Genomic DNA, 17,856 nt, shown 5'->3' with positions numbered 1-17,856 from the left:
AGCAGGGGAGAAAAAGATTTTTCCCAGTCACCAATCACCAATCACCAATCACCAATCACCAGTATTATTCTGATGGTAAGGTAGCGGTAGCAAACCAAAATTCTTCAATCCCTTTGACGATTTGGAATAACTGAGCGAGGTTGCGGGATTTGGTGATGTAGCAGTTTACGTGCAAGTCGTAGCTGTGGTAAATGTCATCTTCGTTTTTGGAAGTTGTTAACACTACTACGGGAATGCGCTTTAATTTGGGGTCAGATTTAATTTCTGCCAGCACCTCTCGGCCATCCTTCCTGGGGAGATTCAAGTCTAGCAAGATGAGGTCGGGACGTAGTGCATCAGCATATTCGCCTTCTTGACGGAGATAGGCCATAGCGTCTATACCATCCCTAACTGTCACTACCTGATGAGGTAGTGAACTAGTTTTTAATGCTTCTTGGATGAGACGGATATCGGCTTTATTATCCTCAACTAAAAAGATTATTTTGTGTGTTTCTTCCGTTTCTACGCTCACGATCACGTCCTCCGGCTGGAATGGTAAAGTAGAAGGTTGCGCCCTGACCGAGTTGTGACTCTACCCAGATCCGCCCCCGATGGCATTCGATAATTTTTTTACAAATTGCCAAGCCCATACCAGTTCCTGGATATTCATCCCGTGTGTGTAGGCGTTGAAAGATGATAAAAATGCGATCGCTAAATTGCGGATCTATGCCAATTCCATTATCGCGCACTGAGAATAACCACTCATCTTCTAGTCTCTCTGCACCTATATGGATTTGCGGTGGTTCGTTACTGCGGAACTTGATGGCATTACCTACCAGATTCAAAAATAGCTGCATGAGTTGGGTGCCATCAGCCATGACAGTGGGTAAAGAGTCATGGGTAATAGTTGTCCCGGTTTCGGAAATGCGTTTGCGTAAGTTGCTTAAGGCTCGTTCTAAGGCTGTATCTACTTCAGTTGCTTGAAATGCGATCGCTTGAGTATCTACTTTGGAATATGCTAATACATCATCAATCAAGGTTTGCATTAAGCTCACTCCCTCGACTGCATAATTAATAAATTCCTTCGCATCTTCATCAAGTTGGGCTTCATAGCGCATCTCTAATAACTGCACATAATTGGCTACTTGATTAAGTGGTTCTTGCAAGTCATGGGAAGCGACATAAGCAAACTTTTTCAATTCCGCATTAGACCTTTCTAAATCATGTGCCAACTGCGCTAATTCATCCGCTTGACGCAGAACAATATTGACAATTGCTTTCCGTAATTCTAATGCTGATTTGATTTCTACATAACGCCAGGGTAAAGATGTTAATTTAACTGTTTCTTTCCACAGTTCAAATGATTTCCGGGGACACAACCGCACATTTCCATGTGATTGATTGACTTCAAAAGCTTTATTAGGATCACCACCCCAATTAACTGTTTGAATTACTTCCGGTCGAAACCATAAAACATAATTTCGCTGGGAAATAGGAATAGCTAATAAACCACTAGCAACATTTTTGAAGCTAATCGCATCTGGATATAAACTAGGAAGAGAATCCGTATAAAATACTTCATCTTCTACATGATTCTTTAACCATTCTACTAAAAAGTTCAGGTCTTCTTCTTTGGGAGTTTCACCAATCAGTGTATAGTTTCCCCCAAAACAAACAGCTGCTCCTTTTGCACTGGTTAAATCTAGAAGATTGGGCTGGTTTTTCACCAAACCGTCAATAAAGTTATCTTCTTGGGACATATATTCAACTAACAGTGTTTGAATATATGTCAAATTCATCCGATAATCATAATCTTCTGTTTCTTCTCTGGCTGAAATTTCCGAAAATATGACTCTTCCTAAAAATTCGCAGGCTTTCCGCAGTTCATAGGAAACGTATTTGGGTGTTTGATGATGACAAGCAATTAAACCCCAAAGTTTTTGATCTTTGATCAAAGAAATAGTTAAAGAAGCACCGACACCCATATTATGTAAATACTCTATATGGCAAGATGCAGGACTTCTCAGACTAGAGTTAGTTAAATCAAGGGGACGATTAGTTACAGGATTATTATCGGGAAAAATTTGTACAGGTTCTACATTAGCATCGGGGATTAATCTAATGGAATTGGAAATAAATAATTTTCTCGCAGGTTTGGGAATATCTGACTCTGGATAGTGTAACCCCAAATAAGGCTCTAACTCGGCTATTTTTTCTTCAGCGATCACAGAACCATGTCCATCATCATCGAATTTATATAGCATTACTCTGTCAAATCCGGTCACTTGCCGCACTTCTTGGACGATGATTTGACCAAATTCCCGCAGGTTTTTCGTGCTTTCTAAACGATTGATGGAAGCTCTGGCTAAATGATAAAAACTTAAAAAAGGAATATTTTCTTGAGAAATAGCAGGCTCTAATTCTAAAATCAAAAATCCTTCAGAATTACGGTGAAATACAGCATCAAATACTGTGTATTCATCACCTTTTTTTCTGATCCAAATTTTGGTAGGGTTGATAAAATCTAGATTCTGTTCTGATAACCCGGATTTAATTCTCTCTAGCTGAAATGGATCTACTAAATCTTCTAATTTTTTCTGCACCATATTTTCGGGAGAAATTCCGAAAACATTTAAGGTATTATTACTAACTTGTAATACTTTTAGCTCTGGTTCTTCTAATACTAACAGAATGCCATGAGGTTGAATTTTGCTTGAAATATGAATTGGTGCTTCTTTCAAGCTAGTTATATTAATAGCTGGAGCAGGTTGCATTTGTAAGCCGATATCCATCACGATTCCCCCTCAATTATCTAGGTGCATCAAGAGTAGAGTTAGCGATAGATTTGTTCACCTATCAGGTTTAGTAACTTACGCGGATTTAACTCTCTTAGCACTTTTAAATTTACTATTAAATTAACTGGCAGATGATTAAGTAGCTAATAAACTGAATGAGATATTTAGCTAACTTCTCATTTGCCATTTCCATACTTGTTTAATTTTGCTGTATGGTCTATATCATTTACTTGCTCTTTTGTAATTGGGTAGAGTTACCCTAATCTGTCAACTGCCTACAGTTTAACAGGTGGTTATCCTGACTACAGATAAGAAATGTAAAATACAGGTGATTAAGTAAACGCTTTTTATGTACTTATGTTAAGTAAAAATTACGCGGATATTTGATTACTTTAATAATTATTTTGACTGCTGACCTCAAATCCAACTTCTAAACCACATCCGTAGGTGATAATCATCCAAAGAAAGAGGTAAACCCAAATAAATAGGCATCCAGAAAATGAAAGCAGCTATGATAGTGAAGGTGATTGTCAGACCAAGTATACGCATTCTGCTATAATAACTACGAAGACACTGATCAATAAACCAAGCGATCGCAATAAATGTAAAGACTACGGCACACATATAATGGTAGATAAATACGCAGCGATTCACCTTCACCCAGGGTAATAAATTAGCGGCATAATTGATAACTATATATAAACCAATCCAAGTATCAACACTCAGATTTTTAGGAATAAATAACCGTTTTTGCTGTATTCCCGGTAGGACGATTTTTACAAATAACATTCCTATTAAAAATATAATCGCTGCCAAGCCAAACCACCATAAAAAAGGATTACCCATTGCATGGACATCATAAATCACTTTCCCTGCACCAGGAGGTAAGGGAGGACCAAGTACAGGGAGGGGATCTTTAAAACTTTGAGTTATTTGGTAATAATAAGCCATTGGCCGAGTTAATAATGGCCATTTGTACCAAGCTGCACAGTAAGGATGAATACTGGGACTATTACCACCCAACTGAAGATGAAACTGTAAAATTTGCTTATGAACCTCTATAAATCCATAACTTGTGTCTAGTTGTAAATGAGGAATCCAAATTAAACTGTACATTAATATAGGGATAATTCCTAGACAAGATAGCATCTGCAAAATATTTATTTGAGTCAAGTTTTGCAGCGGTGTCTGAATAATCTTTTGTGGATTAACTTGAGAATTTGGAGGAGAAATAAAAGGATGCAAATAAGAAAATAAAGGTAAGCGCGGTGATGGTGAAAAAGATTGCAACCAGCGAATTATCCAAGCTGATACCCACATTCCATAAGCACCAGCAAGAAACCATAAACCATTCCATTTTGTGCCAACGGAAGCACCAAAACTAATCCCAGCTATAACTAAAGACAACCAACGTTGTTTATTTTGTTTTTCCAAAGCTAATAATAAAAACCATTGTCCAATTAATCCAAAGATAACTATATAAATATTACTTAAAGCATAGCGTGATTCTACCAAAAATAAGCCGTCACAAGCTGTAAATAAACCTGCTAATAAAGCAAAGCCACGACGATAACTTAACTGATAAGTCAGTAAAACAACTATTAAGGGAATTAATGAACCTGTAAAAGCATTTGCCCAACGATAACTCCAAGGAGATAATAAAGAACCTGTGGCACCATTGACAGTATTTTGCCAAAAGGGAATATGATTACCAATCCAAATACCAATACCAATGATATATTGACTTAGTGGGGGATGGGCATTAAAAAAGGGAGTTTTGGTAAGATAGTTGTTACCAAACTGAGCAAAATAAACTTCATCAAAGACGAGGGTATTAAATCGGTCTAATCCCCAAAATCTTAAAATAAATGACAGGATAAATATCACTGTCATGCCGATACGAAACCATTTTTTAGTCATTAGTTATTAGTCAGTTGTTATTTTTCCTCTGTCACCTATCACCTGTCACCTATCACCTATTCCCTTGATTTTATCAGGTGGAGTTTGTTGAAATAAAAGCAGTTCAATACCGTAGTAATTGCTTGTTAATCCTAATGGTTTCATTTGCAATCTTTCAGTAACATGGATTGAAGCAAGATGCCCTGGTTTAACTACAGCATAAATAACTGGTAAATGCAACTGATTAAAGCCGTATTCAAGGATAGCGCGTCCAGCTTCGGTTGCATATCCTTTACCCCAATCCGAACGTTTTAAATGCCATCCTACTTCAATTTCTTGAGTGGGTATGCGATTTTTATCTGGTAGTTGGGAAAGCATGATAGTACCTGCGATTTTTTTGGTATCTTTTTCAACAATTGCCCAAGAACCTGTACCATTTTTGAGTTGTTCTGATTCTTCTAAACTATCAATTAAATGCTGACGTTGTACTTCAATACTGGGAGGACGTGCAGCACTACCAAGAAAGTATATTACTTCTGGGTCATTATAAATTGCAAATACTTGTTCTGCATCTTGTTGCGGTATCCAATTGCGAATAATTAAGCGTTCTGTTTCTAAAAGATGGGTCATTTTGGGTTTGTTAGATTACTTCAGTTTGAATAATTATAGCAATCATAAATTACTTGTAATAGCCGATTGTGGTATTCATCATAAAACAAAATCCCAACTTCTCTAAAAAGTCGGGGATATTAAATTATAGTTGAGTTGGGAATTTCTGTAACGGGTGTTTGTCCCCAGGTGTCTATTTGGTTGAGTGTATGTTTGGTTAATGGATAAAATCTGACGCTATCTTCTGTAAGATTTACTTGTTGATGCAGTCGTTTTTTCAGTTCTTTATATTTATTTTGGTTAAGAATACATTCAAAAACTGAATATTGGACTCGTTGACCATATCCTTCTAATAAATCAGCTACTTTTTTACGCCTTTTATCACAGGGTATAAGTAACTTGGCACAATTAAATATAAAACCTCTCTCCAAACCTCTCCCCTACCAGGGGAGAGGCTTTGACTCCCCCTTCCCTAGTAGGGAAGGGGGCTGGGGGGTTAGGTTTATATTATATTTTTTAACGCCCACTTACTTATCATAGACAATAACATAAAATAACATTAGCGAATTTGATAAGGTTTGTATATTTGACTAGGTTGATAAACAAAATCTTTAAAGGCTTTAATTTGTTGAGTCATTAAATCCCAACGGGGTTGTTTTTCTCCTTGGGAGTTTTGGACTTCTTCCTCTAATCTTTGGAGGAAATATTTAATATATTTTGGTCTACCTGCATTATTTAAATAACAACCACTATCATGATATTCAAAATCGTTGTTAGCGTCCATAATTTTAGTATTAACTAACCACAATACTAAAGAATCAATTATGGGTGTTCTAAATTCTTCAATTAAGTCAGAAGCTAAAGCTGCATGGCGTTCTGTTCCTTGATGTAAACAAGCATAATAGGGGTCTAATCCTTGGAGTTCAATTAATGTTAATAAGTGATTCCAGAGAATTTGATAACCAAAACTCAGCATAGCATTAACAGGGTTGCCTGGAGGACGACGACTGCGGGCTAAAAATATAAAATTAGGATTATTTAAACATTCACCAAATGCTGAAAAATATTGAGCAGCACCAGCACCTTCTAAGCCCATTAAACGTTCTATTGTTTCAGCTTCTCCGGCTTTTTGGATTAATACTTCTAAACTTTTAATGCTAATATCAGCCGTGGTGGAAGGGTTACGCCGTTGTTGACGTTGTAAAAATGTGCGACTGTTTTTTAATTTAGCTTGAATGATTTTTCTGGCTACTATGACTTTATCAATTGTGGTTAATTCTTGTTGATAGCGAGATAAGCGCCGATATCCTCTTTCTATGGGCATTAATCGACCATAACAATATCCCATTCTTGATAAATAAGCGATGGGTATATCTCGCCAAAGACAGCTACGAATTGCTTGGGTTGTGATTTGTGATTTACCAAAGATTAGTATTTGTTCTAGTAATGGTAGTTGAATTTCGCCGTGAATTGTTTCTCCTTGTTTAACTATTAATGTTTCCGCTTTGAGGGAGATATAACAACCTTGACGTGAGACGTAAAGTGTTCGCATATTGGTTATTTTATGATTGATTTTTTATCTACTCAGATCCCCGATTTCTGGCATCAATTAATAATTTATTGGCAAGAGTTAAAAAAAACGGGGATCTTATTTTTCCGCCTCATTTAGCAATCCATAATATAAATTTAGTCTTGATGATGTTGTGAATTATTAACTATTAGTGACTGTTGTGAGATGATTTCTGCTATCATTGTTTTGATTTGAGTTGGTTGCAAGAAACGGACAATTGTATCTCCTGCTGTGGCATTTATAAAACTAGCGAGAGTGACTAAAAGTGTGTTAATAATTACTGCTGCTAGTCCTAATGGTGCGATTAACAAAATGATGAGTGTAATTCCACCATTGAGTAAGGCAACTGATAAGTTTCGCACTAAGGCTGCACGATGGGAAATATACATAATTTACTTGGGATTTGAGTTGATGCTGTTTTTTTAAGTTAATCGGTATAGGAAGTTTATACAAGTGGTTTCATGCGAATGACGATTTTTTTTATTGGTGTTGATTTTTTTGCGGCCGGGTACGCTGGGGGGTGGAAATGCTGATTGTTTCGTTGACCCGGCCGATGTGTTGCTGTGTAAGGATTTTACGGCTTTTGGCTGTGTGGCTTTGGGCTGAAAATGGTCTTGTGTTCATACCCCGTCGCAAATGGCATCTAGACATTAGTCGCTGTCTGGGTTTATACTATGAGGGGTCGCTTCCTTTATAGGAAGTGGAATTAATGGAAACTACTCCTAATCCGCCAGTAGCCACAGTGAATGCAGTAGCGTCGCTTCCTTTATAGGAAGTGGAATTAATGGAAACTTGAATTATCTTTGACAGCTTGATGGATTTACTAGCACACACTTTGTCGCTTCCTTTATAGGAAGTGGAATTAATGGAAACATTACTACACTGTCCTCATTGTACTCAACTAGAGAGATGTCGCTTCCTTTATAGGAAGTGGAATTAATGGAAACGTTGTTGTAGTTCAAGTTCAGATCGGCGGTTTGATAGTCGCTTCCTTTATAGGAAGTGGAATTAATGGAAACAGTACAGGAATAGTAGCACCACTATCAAATAGTGCGTTGTCGCTTCCTTTATAGGAAGTGGAATTAATGGAAACAACTTACTATATGAATCTAGTTGTTTAGGTGTTAACTGTCGCTTCCTTTATAGGAAGTGGAATTAATGGAAACATATCTATCTGTTGATACAACAAGTTCTCTTATTTCACTGTCGCTTCCTTTATAGGAAGTGGAATTAATGGAAACACTCAAGACTTTGGTCCATTGTGCCTCATCTTCTAGTCGCTTCCTTTATAGGAAGTGGAATTAATGGAAACGACATGTGGGTTAACTCTTCCCATTTCTGTGACGTACTTTGTCGCTTCCTTTATAGGAAGTGGAATTAATGGAAACAAGCTAAACCTGAACTACAAATCCTTGCAGCTATGAGTCGCTTCCTTTATAGGAAGTGGAATTAATGGAAACGAGTGGTTGAAATACCCCAAGTTATCCCAGCTGTGTCGCTTCCTTTATAGGAAGTGGAATTAATGGAAACTTAAACCTAGAGAAACTTTAGGTTGTGTTACTCGTAGTCGCTTCCTTTATAGGAAGTGGAATTAATGGAAACGGCATAAAGTCTAGTTCAGGAAAGCTGATAAGTTCTCTGAGTCGCTTCCTTTATAGGAAGTGGAATTAATGGAAACAATATGGAGCATTGGTTCAGCCTTGAGGGCTTCCAATACGTCGCTTCCTTTATAGGAAGTGGAATTAATGGAAACGATTCTAGTTTGCTGATAGGACAATCTGCGATCGCCTGTTGTCGCTTCCTTTATAGGAAGTGGAATTAATGGAAACTTGCAGGTCAGGTGGTTAGTGTCTAACTCCACAGTGTACAACGTCGCTTCCTTTATAGGAAGTGGAATTAATGGAAACTTGATTCTTCCGATAGCAGCATGAGTTAAAAGAAGGTCGCTTCCTTTATAGGAAGTGGAATTAATGGAAACCTTTTCTGATTCTTCCACCGCTTCATTCTCATGAGGTCGCTTCCTTTATAGGAAGTGGAATTAATGGAAACCTAGACGAAACTTCTGCTTGAGTTCATTGATATCATCTGCGTCGCTTCCTTTATAGGAAGTGGAATTAATGGAAACATGACTGGTTTAGTCATACATACCTCCTCTTTCTTAATAAACGTCGCTTCCTTTATAGGAAGTGGAATTAATGGAAACATCTTCTAATAGCCTCTATTGCGGCTGCTTTCATCTCCCACTGGTCGCTTCCTTTATAGGAAGTGGAATTAATGGAAACAAGCATCCTGAGAACGGACCAATCATATCTCCGCAAGCACTGTCGCTTCCTTTATAGGAAGTGGAATTAATGGAAACGGATATACCCCGTCAACGTAGGCTATATATGGCTGCTGTTCCAGTCGCTTCCTTTATAGGAAGTGGAATTAATGGAAACGGCATTAACACCAGCTCCTATTACCACTGCGTCTTTAAACAGACAGTCGCTTCCTTTATAGGAAGTGGAATTAATGGAAACCTATCATCCCCTTGCTGTGAGTTGGCGCACAAGTCAGAACGTGTCGCTTCCTTTATAGGAAGTGGAATTAATGGAAACCTATCCTTCTGAAAGTAGAGATTCTCAATTGTTTTGTCGCTTCCTTTATAGGAAGTGGAATTAATGGAAACATTAAAATAAATTGGGGATATTGCATCAATAAAGATTAAGATCCCCGACTTCTTCAAAAAATCTGTCTATTAAACAGATAATTAATCATAGAAGTCGGGGATCTGTGCCAAACTAATCATCAAGTAGCGTGTAATCATCTGTTGTTTAGAATATTTATCTAAGAAGTCGGGGATATTTAGTGGAAACTGATTGAGATCCCCGACTTCTCTGTGTAATCATCTGTTTTTCAGAAGATTTATCTAAGAAGTCGGGGATCTATAGGGTATTTATATTACCTATAAATATTGACAATATCCTCACCAATTTGTTTAAATTTATCAACTAATAATTGTGGTTTTACTACCTTTACACCTGCTTTAAAACCAAGAATCCAGCGTAACAATTCTATGTCATCTAAACACCATTGCGGGAGGATGACTTGAAAGCGATTAGGAAAATTTTTCTCTCCAGTTGATTTGAGAGAAAAAATAGATTTTGGTAAATTTAATTTATTGCCAGTAACTGGTAAAGACATTTTCATTTGTTGTGATGGAAAGCGTTTAGTTCCTTCAGCTACAAACCGAAACATTCCATCACTAAACCACAGTTCCACAGTAACGCAGACCTGAGAACGTGCTTTTTTATTTCCATCCAGAAATTGTTTTTGGTCTTGGGGATTATATCCTAAAAAAATTCCTCCACTAGCTGCGGATAGTTTTTGTAATTTCTTTAAAGTTTCTTCCTGTTCTAGTTGAGAACGGGTTTTTGTTTGGGGTTTACCAATAAATAATCTATCTAATCTTTCAAATCTCAGTAAACCGTCATCTTTCCCTTCAACAAGTTCGTAACCTAAATACCAAGCATAGTTAAAAAAAACTATTTGGAGGGGGAAAGCTAAAAAGAAACTTTCTTCATCTAAAATAAATTGACCACCACCGGGAAAACGATTTAATTCTAAAAGTTGTCCCTTGATAATAGCTTCTTCAACTCGTTGTAAATTTCTCGCTAAGGACTCCGCTGGTAAATACTCTGGGTCAATCATACTACGATTTGCGATCGCTCTCACCGGATAAACTTCACTCACACCTAATTTACTTTTTTCCATGCGATTAGCGAACTTTTCATAAATCTCTAATGCTATGGGGTCATTAAGACTTTGTGCTTGAGATTGAAGCACTTGAAAGACTTGAGTTAATTCTAATGTTGATAAAATCGCAGTTCCCGCAAAATAACCATCGCGCATAGAAAAATCAGGTAAAATTTTATAGGGTTTGAGAATTTTTTCGATATCTTTACGGACAGAATTTAAAACGGTCTTGAATATATTACTATTATTGACATCAATTATTCCCTGTTCTTGCATGACAGAAACTAAAGTTTTTAAACTTCCTTTTCCAGTGTTTACTAAAAAAGGATGATGTAAAATTAATCTGATTGTGTGTATTAATCGCTGAAATGCTGGTAAATCTGAATAAGGATGAGTTACTAAATTACTAGAATAATGCTCAACATAATCACCAGCATCAATAGGAGTATGGGGTGTTGAAGAAATTGTATTAACGCCAATTAGAGCGTTTTTTTGTAACCACTGTAAATCATTAGCGATAGCTTTTTGATCTGCATATATTTTACCATGCAATTGCATCATAAAACCAGTAATTTCTGATAAAGCAGTTGGAAAATCAGGAACATTACCGAAAATATTTACTAATAAACCAGGCTGATTTTCTGTTAAGTTACCAATTCCTGGATAGTTGATAATCAAGGAAATGAGATAAATTAAACGTTCAAAATCCAGCAATTTACTATAAGCATGAAAAGTCATGTGACTATTGCGATTACTGCGATTGATAAGAGTTTTATCAAGCTGGTGAATGTGAGTATAAATTTGTTGGAAATCGAAATTTGACGCAGTGACATCAACTTCTTTAATAATTGCAAATCCTTCCGCTGCAATGGGGGGAAAATCTTGTAGAGATGCGGACATTTTATCAATTATCACATCTGGAACTTGACGAGAGCGTTGTTGATTCCAGTGCTTACAGATTTCAATAGGTGTTTGTAAATACCACCCCATCCACAATACAGGGGTACTCACAGCTAAATTCAGCTTTTGTAATAAATCCAGTCTCCATACACGCTTGGCGTTAGTAGCATCATAAATCACGCTAACGCCTTCAGTAATAGCTGTCACAACCGCAGAGATGACTTTCGCTTCTATTTCTGTCCATTCACCTTGAATAGTCGCATCATTATATAGTTGCTGTCGAATAGCGTCTGTAGAGATAACGCGATAATTGCCTAATTTAGCCAGATTAGCAGCAAAAGTTGATTTTCCGCTACCAGGGACACCGATGAGGAAATGACAGATGGGAGGGTTGGACATTTTTTTTCATACTCAAGATTTGTCTTACATTTTCTCTTGTTCACTGGGGTGAAAGTCTAGTGTTTTCAAGCGAATCACGAATTTTTTTACCATATCTGGTCAGTAAATTTCGTCGTTCGCATGAGTAGCAGTTTACAGCCAGTTTTTTACCGCTAAGATAAAAACAAGACATAAATCTTTCAAACTTTACAGATTGCAAAATACAGCTAAGTTTGTTGATATATCGTTTGATATGTAAATAAAACCTGATGTTTAGTAGATAAAACTTAGTCATTTATGACAAAACCTGTTGCTTTTAGTCACTAAATATTACAAAGTATCTTTTTTTGAACACTGTATAACTTATAACGTGTATGTTGAAAATTAAGCATAACAAGGAGATACATAGTTAGTGGATAAATATACTGCTATCACCTTTGCTCCCGTTCAAGGGTTTATTGAAAAATCCCGCAAGCTTCGAGACTTGTATGGTGCATCTTTAATTCTTTCTTATTTGAGTCAACAAATAGTTAGTTATGTTGATAATCATAAGGATTTAAAACTGATTTCTCCTGCGCTTCCTAGCGTCCAAAAAGGAATGCCTAACCGCATTTTAATTAAAGGAGAAATGAGTAAAGAAGAAGCTGAAAAAATCATTCTTTCTGCATGGAAGGAGATGTTAAAAGTTTGTCGAGAATGGATACAAAAAAAACTCCCAGAATTTCATTATGAATGGGAAAGAGAATGGACGCTTTGGGGTTGTCATACTTGGGAAGTATTTCAAGGATGTGGTGACAGCATCAAAGCAGCGATGGATGATTTAGAAACTAATAAATTATCTCGTGATTGGAGTGCTGTAAATTGGATTGGTGAAAGTTCTAGTTTGACGGGTACTGATGGAATTGCTTTTCCTGGTTTGGGTTCTGATTATCGTAATCCTAAGACCTTAAATTATGGATTAGAAGATGATAAAGTCAAGGATTTTTATACAAAATTAGCGCGAAAATTAGATAATTGTCCAGATGATAAAGAACCAGAAGGTAAATATATTGCACCTAATGAAAAGCTGAGTATTCCTGAATTAGTAAAACGGTTAGTTACCTGGTATGGAATAGGGCAAAAATTAGGGATGGAAACACTAGAAGAGAGTTTTAAAGACATTCAAAGAAAACCAGAACCTAGTAAAAACATTCCTGGACAATGGACAGGGTGGTTTATGGGAGATGGTGATAAAGTTGGAGACCATTTGAAGGAGTTAGCTAAAAAAGACAATGGTGATGAAGAAATTCACCAATTTAGTGATGCAATTAGGAATTGGGGTAAAGATTTTGATCAAGAGTTTCCTGAAAATTTAGGGAGAATTGTTTATGCTGGTGGTGATGATTTTTTAGGAATTATTTATAGTAAAGATTCTAAAAAACCAATTCCAGCATTTACAGCTTATGAATGGTTACGGACTTTAAAAGATAAATGGAAGGAACATAAACAGGGTATTAATGTTAGTGTGGGTTTTGTTTGGGTCGCGGGTAGTGTACCTCAGCGAGATGTTTTACAACATTGTCGGGAAGCGGAAAAGGTAGCGAAATCTTTGGGAAGAGATAGAGTTACTATTCGGGTGGTTTTTAATAGTGGTCAATATGTCCAGTGGACTTGTCCTTGGGATTATTTGGGGATTTTGATGAAGTATCGAGATAGGGATGGTAAAACATTTTATGAGTGGGAATGTAAGGGAAGAAAGAAGGAAGATTTTCCTAACTGGGGTCATGTTTATAGTGATTTAGCAACTTTAAAAGCTCGTCATGCAATAAATTTGAATGCAAAAGGGTATCATGTTGATGAACGGATAGCATTAGAACTCTTTAATATTTACTTTGAGAAACAGAAAGAATATTTAGAAAACCAACAGGAAAAAATAGTTGGTAAATCAGATAATCTAGAACTCATGAAATGGATTGATGGTTTAATTCATATAGGATGGCATTTATGTTCAAATATCTAATCTGTATCAATCCTTTAGGTTTAATGTATGGTAGTGCTGGAGCATTTTTATCACCTGAAAATTTAGTTGGTCGTTCTGGTGCTAAATTTCCTCCTGAAGCAGCTACTTTATCTGGATTATTCTTTAGTGTTAACCAAGTTCAAAAATTATGGGATAAAAAACAATTAAGTAATGATTTATCTGTTGCAGGTCCATTTTGGAGCAAAACCAATAATCCAGAATATTTTTATGTACCAATACCTTGGACTAAAATTATAGCTGAAGATGAATCTAGTGAATGGGAATTTAAAAACAAAAAATGGCACTGTGAAAACTCAGAATTAACACCAGATTATCAGTGGCAAACAATTAATTACTGGAATTATTCAGCAGAAAGAATTCGTAGTAATGGGTATGCGGAAAAAGTACCTTGGAATTTTGTATCTGTATTGCATCCTCACTTAAAAAATGATGAAAGATGTACTCTGAAAAATGAGGATGATACAAAAGGTGGATTGTTTCTAGAATATTCTGTACAGTTAGACTCGGAATATTGCTTAGTTTATTTATCTACTCAGGCTTTACCCAATGGTTGGTATAGATTTGGTGGTGAAAATCATATTGTAGAAATCAACAGTTTTGAACTACCTGATAACAGTCCAATTTTAGAGCTTTTACGTCAGCCAATAAAAGATAAATTTGCTTTAATTACACCAGGAATTTGGGGTTCTAACCGTATTTCTCACCGTCAACCTCAAGATAATAGTTTTCCTGAAACTATGCAGATGTTAACTGATAAACCAGTTCCCTATCGTTACCGTTCTCAAGGAACATTAGGAAGAGGACGTTATGCAGTTCCTGCGGGTAGTGTTTACGTTCTCAAAGAACCCATTAACAAACCTTGGTGGGAATGGGACGAAAAATGGTTTCCCAATGAAGGTTACAGTCTCAAAAAAGTTGGTTGTGGTTTGTGTTTACCAGTAGAAATTCAAGGAGTTAACTAAAATGTACAAAAAAGCTTATGGCATTATTGAAACCTTAGCACCTCTCCATGTTGGTGCAACCGCAGGAGAAGAAAGTGGTAATTTAAACCTGATTTTCCGTGACCAATTTACCCAAACTGGGATCATTCCTGGTAGTTCTATTCGTGGTCGTTTGCGTTCAGAAATGCGCTTGATAGAAAACGGAGAAGCAGACGCAAATTATTGGTATGGTAATGAAGCAGGTGCAGCAGAAGTAAATAATAATGAATCCATTGTTAAATTTGAATATGCTTCTATTATTTGGATTCCTGTTTTTTGTCCTGGACAACCAATAGTTTGGGTAAGTTGTCCCCGTTTATTGCAACGTTATCAAAGAATTGCTGGTGATAGTGTTCAAGTTCAAGTAGATGGTAAAACTAAACTTCTCAAAGAGATACAAATTCCTGATAAATATACAGGTTCAACTAATCTTGTAGCTAAACAAGCAACAGGAGGTAAAAAAACCATCTTCTTTAATTTAGGTTTCTTAGAAATTAACAAAACCAAAGATTTATCACCTTGGTTTCCTGACCAAAAACAACAACCATCTGTAATAGTCGATGATAGTGATATTGGCATGATTCATGATATGGCATTATATCGCCAAAGTCGTGTGCGATTAAAACCAGATCAGAAAGTAGTTGATGGTGGTGGATTTTTCAACACTGAAGCATTACCAGAAGGCACAATTTTAGTATTTCCTGTGGCTATTAGAGATGATAAATCTGGTAAAAAATGGCAACCTTTAAAAAGTGGTGAAACCGCAGATATTTATTTAGGTGGGTTAGAATCTATCGGTTTAGGTCATTGTGAATTAACCTTCAAAGGAGTGTAAATATATGACTTGGAAATCTTACAATTTAGACCAAGAAGCACAAAAGTTAGTCCTCAAACATCGGGATAAAAAAGGCGTAATTGGTCAATCTCATAAAATGCGAACTACTGTAGCTTATGGTTTAGAACGTTTTTGGGGTGAACATTTACGACTGTTAGGTAAAACCGACTCTAAAGAACGCGCAAAAGGTGAATATTGGCGTGATACTTGGACAACTTTTGTCGAAATTATGAAAAAAGCAGGAATTAAACTTCCTGAAGAAAAAGTTGATGGTAATAATACCAAACAAGTACAAGATTATGCAGCTAAATTATGGGAATTTCCCATTGAAGACCAGCGCATTTGTTTAGCAGTTCTTACTCAATTTTGCGACAGTTTGGTTTGGTGGACTCAACGTTATAAAAAACCAGGAGATAACGATGCCGAATAGTAATGAAGTGCCGTTAATGTTTCAAGCACCAATTAGCGGTAGGGGACAAGTTCAATATATTGAAGAACGAGAACAGTCAGAAAGATGGGTTGATGAATGGGTAGAAGCTACTGCTACAAATTCCCCTAAATTTAACCACAATGTCAAAACCAAACCATATAAAATCACTTGGCGTTTTATTTCTAACAGTGGACAAGATGACAGTATCATCAGACCTGTCATAGCTGCTAATGGCTTTCCCTATTATCCTGGTGCGAGTATGAAGGGTGCTTTTTTAAGAAGTTGTAACCCTGAACAGGCTATGAAATATTGTGGAGGTAAGAACCTAACCCCCCAACCCCCTTCCCTACCTCTCCCTAACCCTCTCCTAAGAGGAGAAGGAACAAATGGGGAGAATTTAAAGCCTCTCTCCTTGCAGGAGAGAGGTTTGGAGAGAGGTTTTACAAATAACGAAACTAAACCGGGTATTTTGCGTTTTCATGGTGCATATCCTGAAGATGATAGTTGGTGTGAACAACCATTAATTGATGTGGTTCATCCTCAACAAGATTGGCAAGTTAAAAATAATGATTCTCACTCGGCTTTTTTGCAAATATCTCTCTATCAACCGACTTTAGTTTTTGGTATTTCTAGCAATATTGAATTAGATGATAGTGAATGGGAAATTATTTGGAATATTTGGGATAAAGCCATAGAAAGGGGTATTGGTTCTAGGGTAAGTGCGGGGTATGGTCAACCTGTTAAACACCCAGAAACTAAACTACTTACTGTTAATTTAAAAGGACAAGGTTTAGCATCACAATTAGTAGATACAGATAAAACACCTGAATTTCGTCCGAATATGTTTAAAGCCGCTTTACGTGGTCATACATTGCGGTTATTTAGTGCATTGACTGATGAGAAAACAGCAGAAGAATTAACTAAGGAACTTTGGGGAGGTTTTGCCGATAATAATAAAGGTGCAATAGTTGGAGATTTAGGTATTGCATTTAATCCTGTTGATTTAGAAATGGATGAATTTAAATACAATAATCTGAAAATGCCAATTTATGAATTAAATAAAGGCGTTTTAAATATTCTCTGTATGAAAAATTTTACAGATGAATATAAAAAAGAATTGAAAATTTTAGCCTTCCAATTGATCAAGTTTTCCATGCTGATAGGTGGTTTTGGTAAATCATCCCGCAGAATTGATCATAGAATATTTTTTCCCGAATATTTGGAAAATGGAAATAAACCAATGATAGGCTGTCATTGGCAATTTACCAAGGAATCAAATCAATACTATTTTCCTGTTAATAACCTGAATCACATCACTAATATTATTGATGGTGTTCACAAGGCTGTTAAAAATTGGTTGATTTTTAAAGGTCATACACCAACAAATAAAAACAGTTCATGGCGTGAATCTTTTCATCCTGAAAAAGTGCAAGTTTGGGGGCGAATTGCTTTAGGTGAAGATGATAGTTTAGCTGTGAGATGGTTTCATGGGAATTACAAAGGAAATCAATCAATTAAAGGTTCTAAATTGACGGGTAAAATGGGGAGTATTGGCAGAATTTACCATAGAATGTATCCACATTACAAAATCAGTGATGGGAAGATGATTTATCAGAAAAAGTATATAGAGTTATTAACTATCTTTCCAGATACAAGAGATGAAAGAACACAAGAATTTTTAACATTTTTACCAACAAGTGATTTTACTAAATTTTGGGGAGTATAA

The 17,856-nt window shown here is 36.4% G+C and carries 14 protein-coding genes and 1 CRISPR repeat array; of the genes, 5 read left to right on the top strand and 9 right to left on the bottom strand.

Annotated features, from left to right (window positions below; translation table 11 throughout):
* Nucleotides 1-64: 64 nt before the first annotated feature.
* From H6G06_RS02680 to H6G06_RS02640, 9 genes are all read right to left on the bottom strand, one after another.
* Entirely contained in the window at nucleotides 65-511 is a 447-nt protein-coding gene (locus H6G06_RS02680) for a response regulator (protein WP_190556796.1), read from the bottom strand.
* The gene (locus tag H6G06_RS02675) at nucleotides 465-2,771 is read right to left on the bottom strand and encodes a sensor histidine kinase (RefSeq protein WP_190556794.1); all 2,307 of its coding nucleotides are present in this window, start codon (nucleotides 2,769-2,771) and stop codon (nucleotides 465-467) included. The genes H6G06_RS02680 and H6G06_RS02675 overlap by 47 nt, the downstream gene beginning before the upstream one ends.
* A 420-nt stretch (nucleotides 2,772-3,191) precedes the next feature.
* Complete coding sequence (locus H6G06_RS02670; protein WP_190556792.1) at nucleotides 3,192-4,694, bottom strand: dolichyl-phosphate-mannose--protein mannosyltransferase; 1,503 nt, start codon at nucleotides 4,692-4,694, stop codon at nucleotides 3,192-3,194.
* 45 nt (nucleotides 4,695-4,739) lie between these two features.
* Complete coding sequence (locus H6G06_RS02665) at nucleotides 4,740-5,303, bottom strand: GNAT family N-acetyltransferase (protein ID WP_190556790.1); 564 nt, start codon at nucleotides 5,301-5,303, stop codon at nucleotides 4,740-4,742.
* A 119-nt stretch (nucleotides 5,304-5,422) separates the two neighbouring features.
* Entirely contained in the window at nucleotides 5,423-5,713 is a 291-nt protein-coding gene (gene cas2, locus H6G06_RS02660) for a CRISPR-associated endonuclease Cas2 (protein WP_199306549.1), read from the bottom strand.
* Between the two features lie 128 nt (nucleotides 5,714-5,841).
* On the bottom strand, nucleotides 5,842-6,834 hold the full coding sequence (cas1, locus tag H6G06_RS02655; RefSeq protein WP_190556788.1) for a CRISPR-associated endonuclease Cas1: 993 nt from the start codon (nucleotides 6,832-6,834) through the stop codon (nucleotides 5,842-5,844).
* 134 nt (nucleotides 6,835-6,968) lie between these two features.
* Entirely contained in the window at nucleotides 6,969-7,241 is a 273-nt protein-coding gene (gene csx18, locus H6G06_RS02650; protein ID WP_190556786.1) for a CRISPR-associated protein Csx18, read from the bottom strand.
* Between the two features lie 91 nt (nucleotides 7,242-7,332).
* Nucleotides 7,333-7,503: a hypothetical protein gene (locus H6G06_RS02645; RefSeq protein ID WP_190556784.1), complete on the bottom strand. Its 171-nt coding sequence runs from the start codon at nucleotides 7,501-7,503 to the stop codon at nucleotides 7,333-7,335.
* Between the two features lie 30 nt (nucleotides 7,504-7,533).
* A CRISPR array of direct repeats spans nucleotides 7,534-9,520; the repeat unit is 36 nt; unit sequence GTCGCTTCCTTTATAGGAAGTGGAATTAATGGAAAC.
* A gap of 272 nt (nucleotides 9,521-9,792) precedes the next feature.
* A complete protein-coding gene (locus H6G06_RS02640) occupies nucleotides 9,793-11,886 on the bottom strand; it encodes a WYL domain-containing protein (RefSeq protein ID WP_190556782.1) in 2,094 nt (697 codons plus the stop codon).
* Nucleotides 11,887-12,277: 391 nt separating this feature from the next.
* Here H6G06_RS02640 and H6G06_RS02635 point away from each other — a divergent pair, with 391 nt between their 5' ends.
* The 5 genes from H6G06_RS02635 to H6G06_RS02610 are packed head-to-tail and all read left to right on the top strand — an operon-like array spanning nucleotide 12,278 to nucleotide 17,856.
* The gene (locus tag H6G06_RS02635; RefSeq protein WP_190556780.1) at nucleotides 12,278-13,864 is read left to right on the top strand and encodes a Cas10/Cmr2 second palm domain-containing protein; all 1,587 of its coding nucleotides are present in this window, start codon (nucleotides 12,278-12,280) and stop codon (nucleotides 13,862-13,864) included.
* Nucleotides 13,849-14,847 (top strand): CRISPR-associated protein, encoded by a 999-nt coding sequence (locus tag H6G06_RS02630; RefSeq protein WP_190556778.1) that lies wholly within the window; start codon nucleotides 13,849-13,851, stop codon nucleotides 14,845-14,847. The genes H6G06_RS02635 and H6G06_RS02630 overlap by 16 nt, the downstream gene beginning before the upstream one ends.
* Before the next feature lies 1 nt (nucleotide 14,848).
* On the top strand, nucleotides 14,849-15,700 hold the full coding sequence (locus H6G06_RS02625) for an RAMP superfamily CRISPR-associated protein (protein ID WP_190556776.1): 852 nt from the start codon (nucleotides 14,849-14,851) through the stop codon (nucleotides 15,698-15,700).
* A 4-nt stretch (nucleotides 15,701-15,704) separates the two neighbouring features.
* On the top strand, nucleotides 15,705-16,130 hold the full coding sequence (locus H6G06_RS02620; RefSeq protein WP_190556774.1) for a hypothetical protein: 426 nt from the start codon (nucleotides 15,705-15,707) through the stop codon (nucleotides 16,128-16,130).
* On the top strand, nucleotides 16,120-17,856 hold the full coding sequence (locus tag H6G06_RS02610) for a hypothetical protein (RefSeq protein ID WP_242039573.1): 1,737 nt from the start codon (nucleotides 16,120-16,122) through the stop codon (nucleotides 17,854-17,856). Before H6G06_RS02620 ends, H6G06_RS02610 begins: the two co-directional genes overlap by 11 nt.

The sequence above is a fragment of the Anabaena sphaerica FACHB-251 genome (genome assembly GCF_014696825.1).
Classification (GTDB): domain Bacteria; phylum Cyanobacteriota; class Cyanobacteriia; order Cyanobacteriales; family Nostocaceae; genus RDYJ01.
This window is presented reverse-complemented; position numbering and strand designations above follow the sequence as displayed.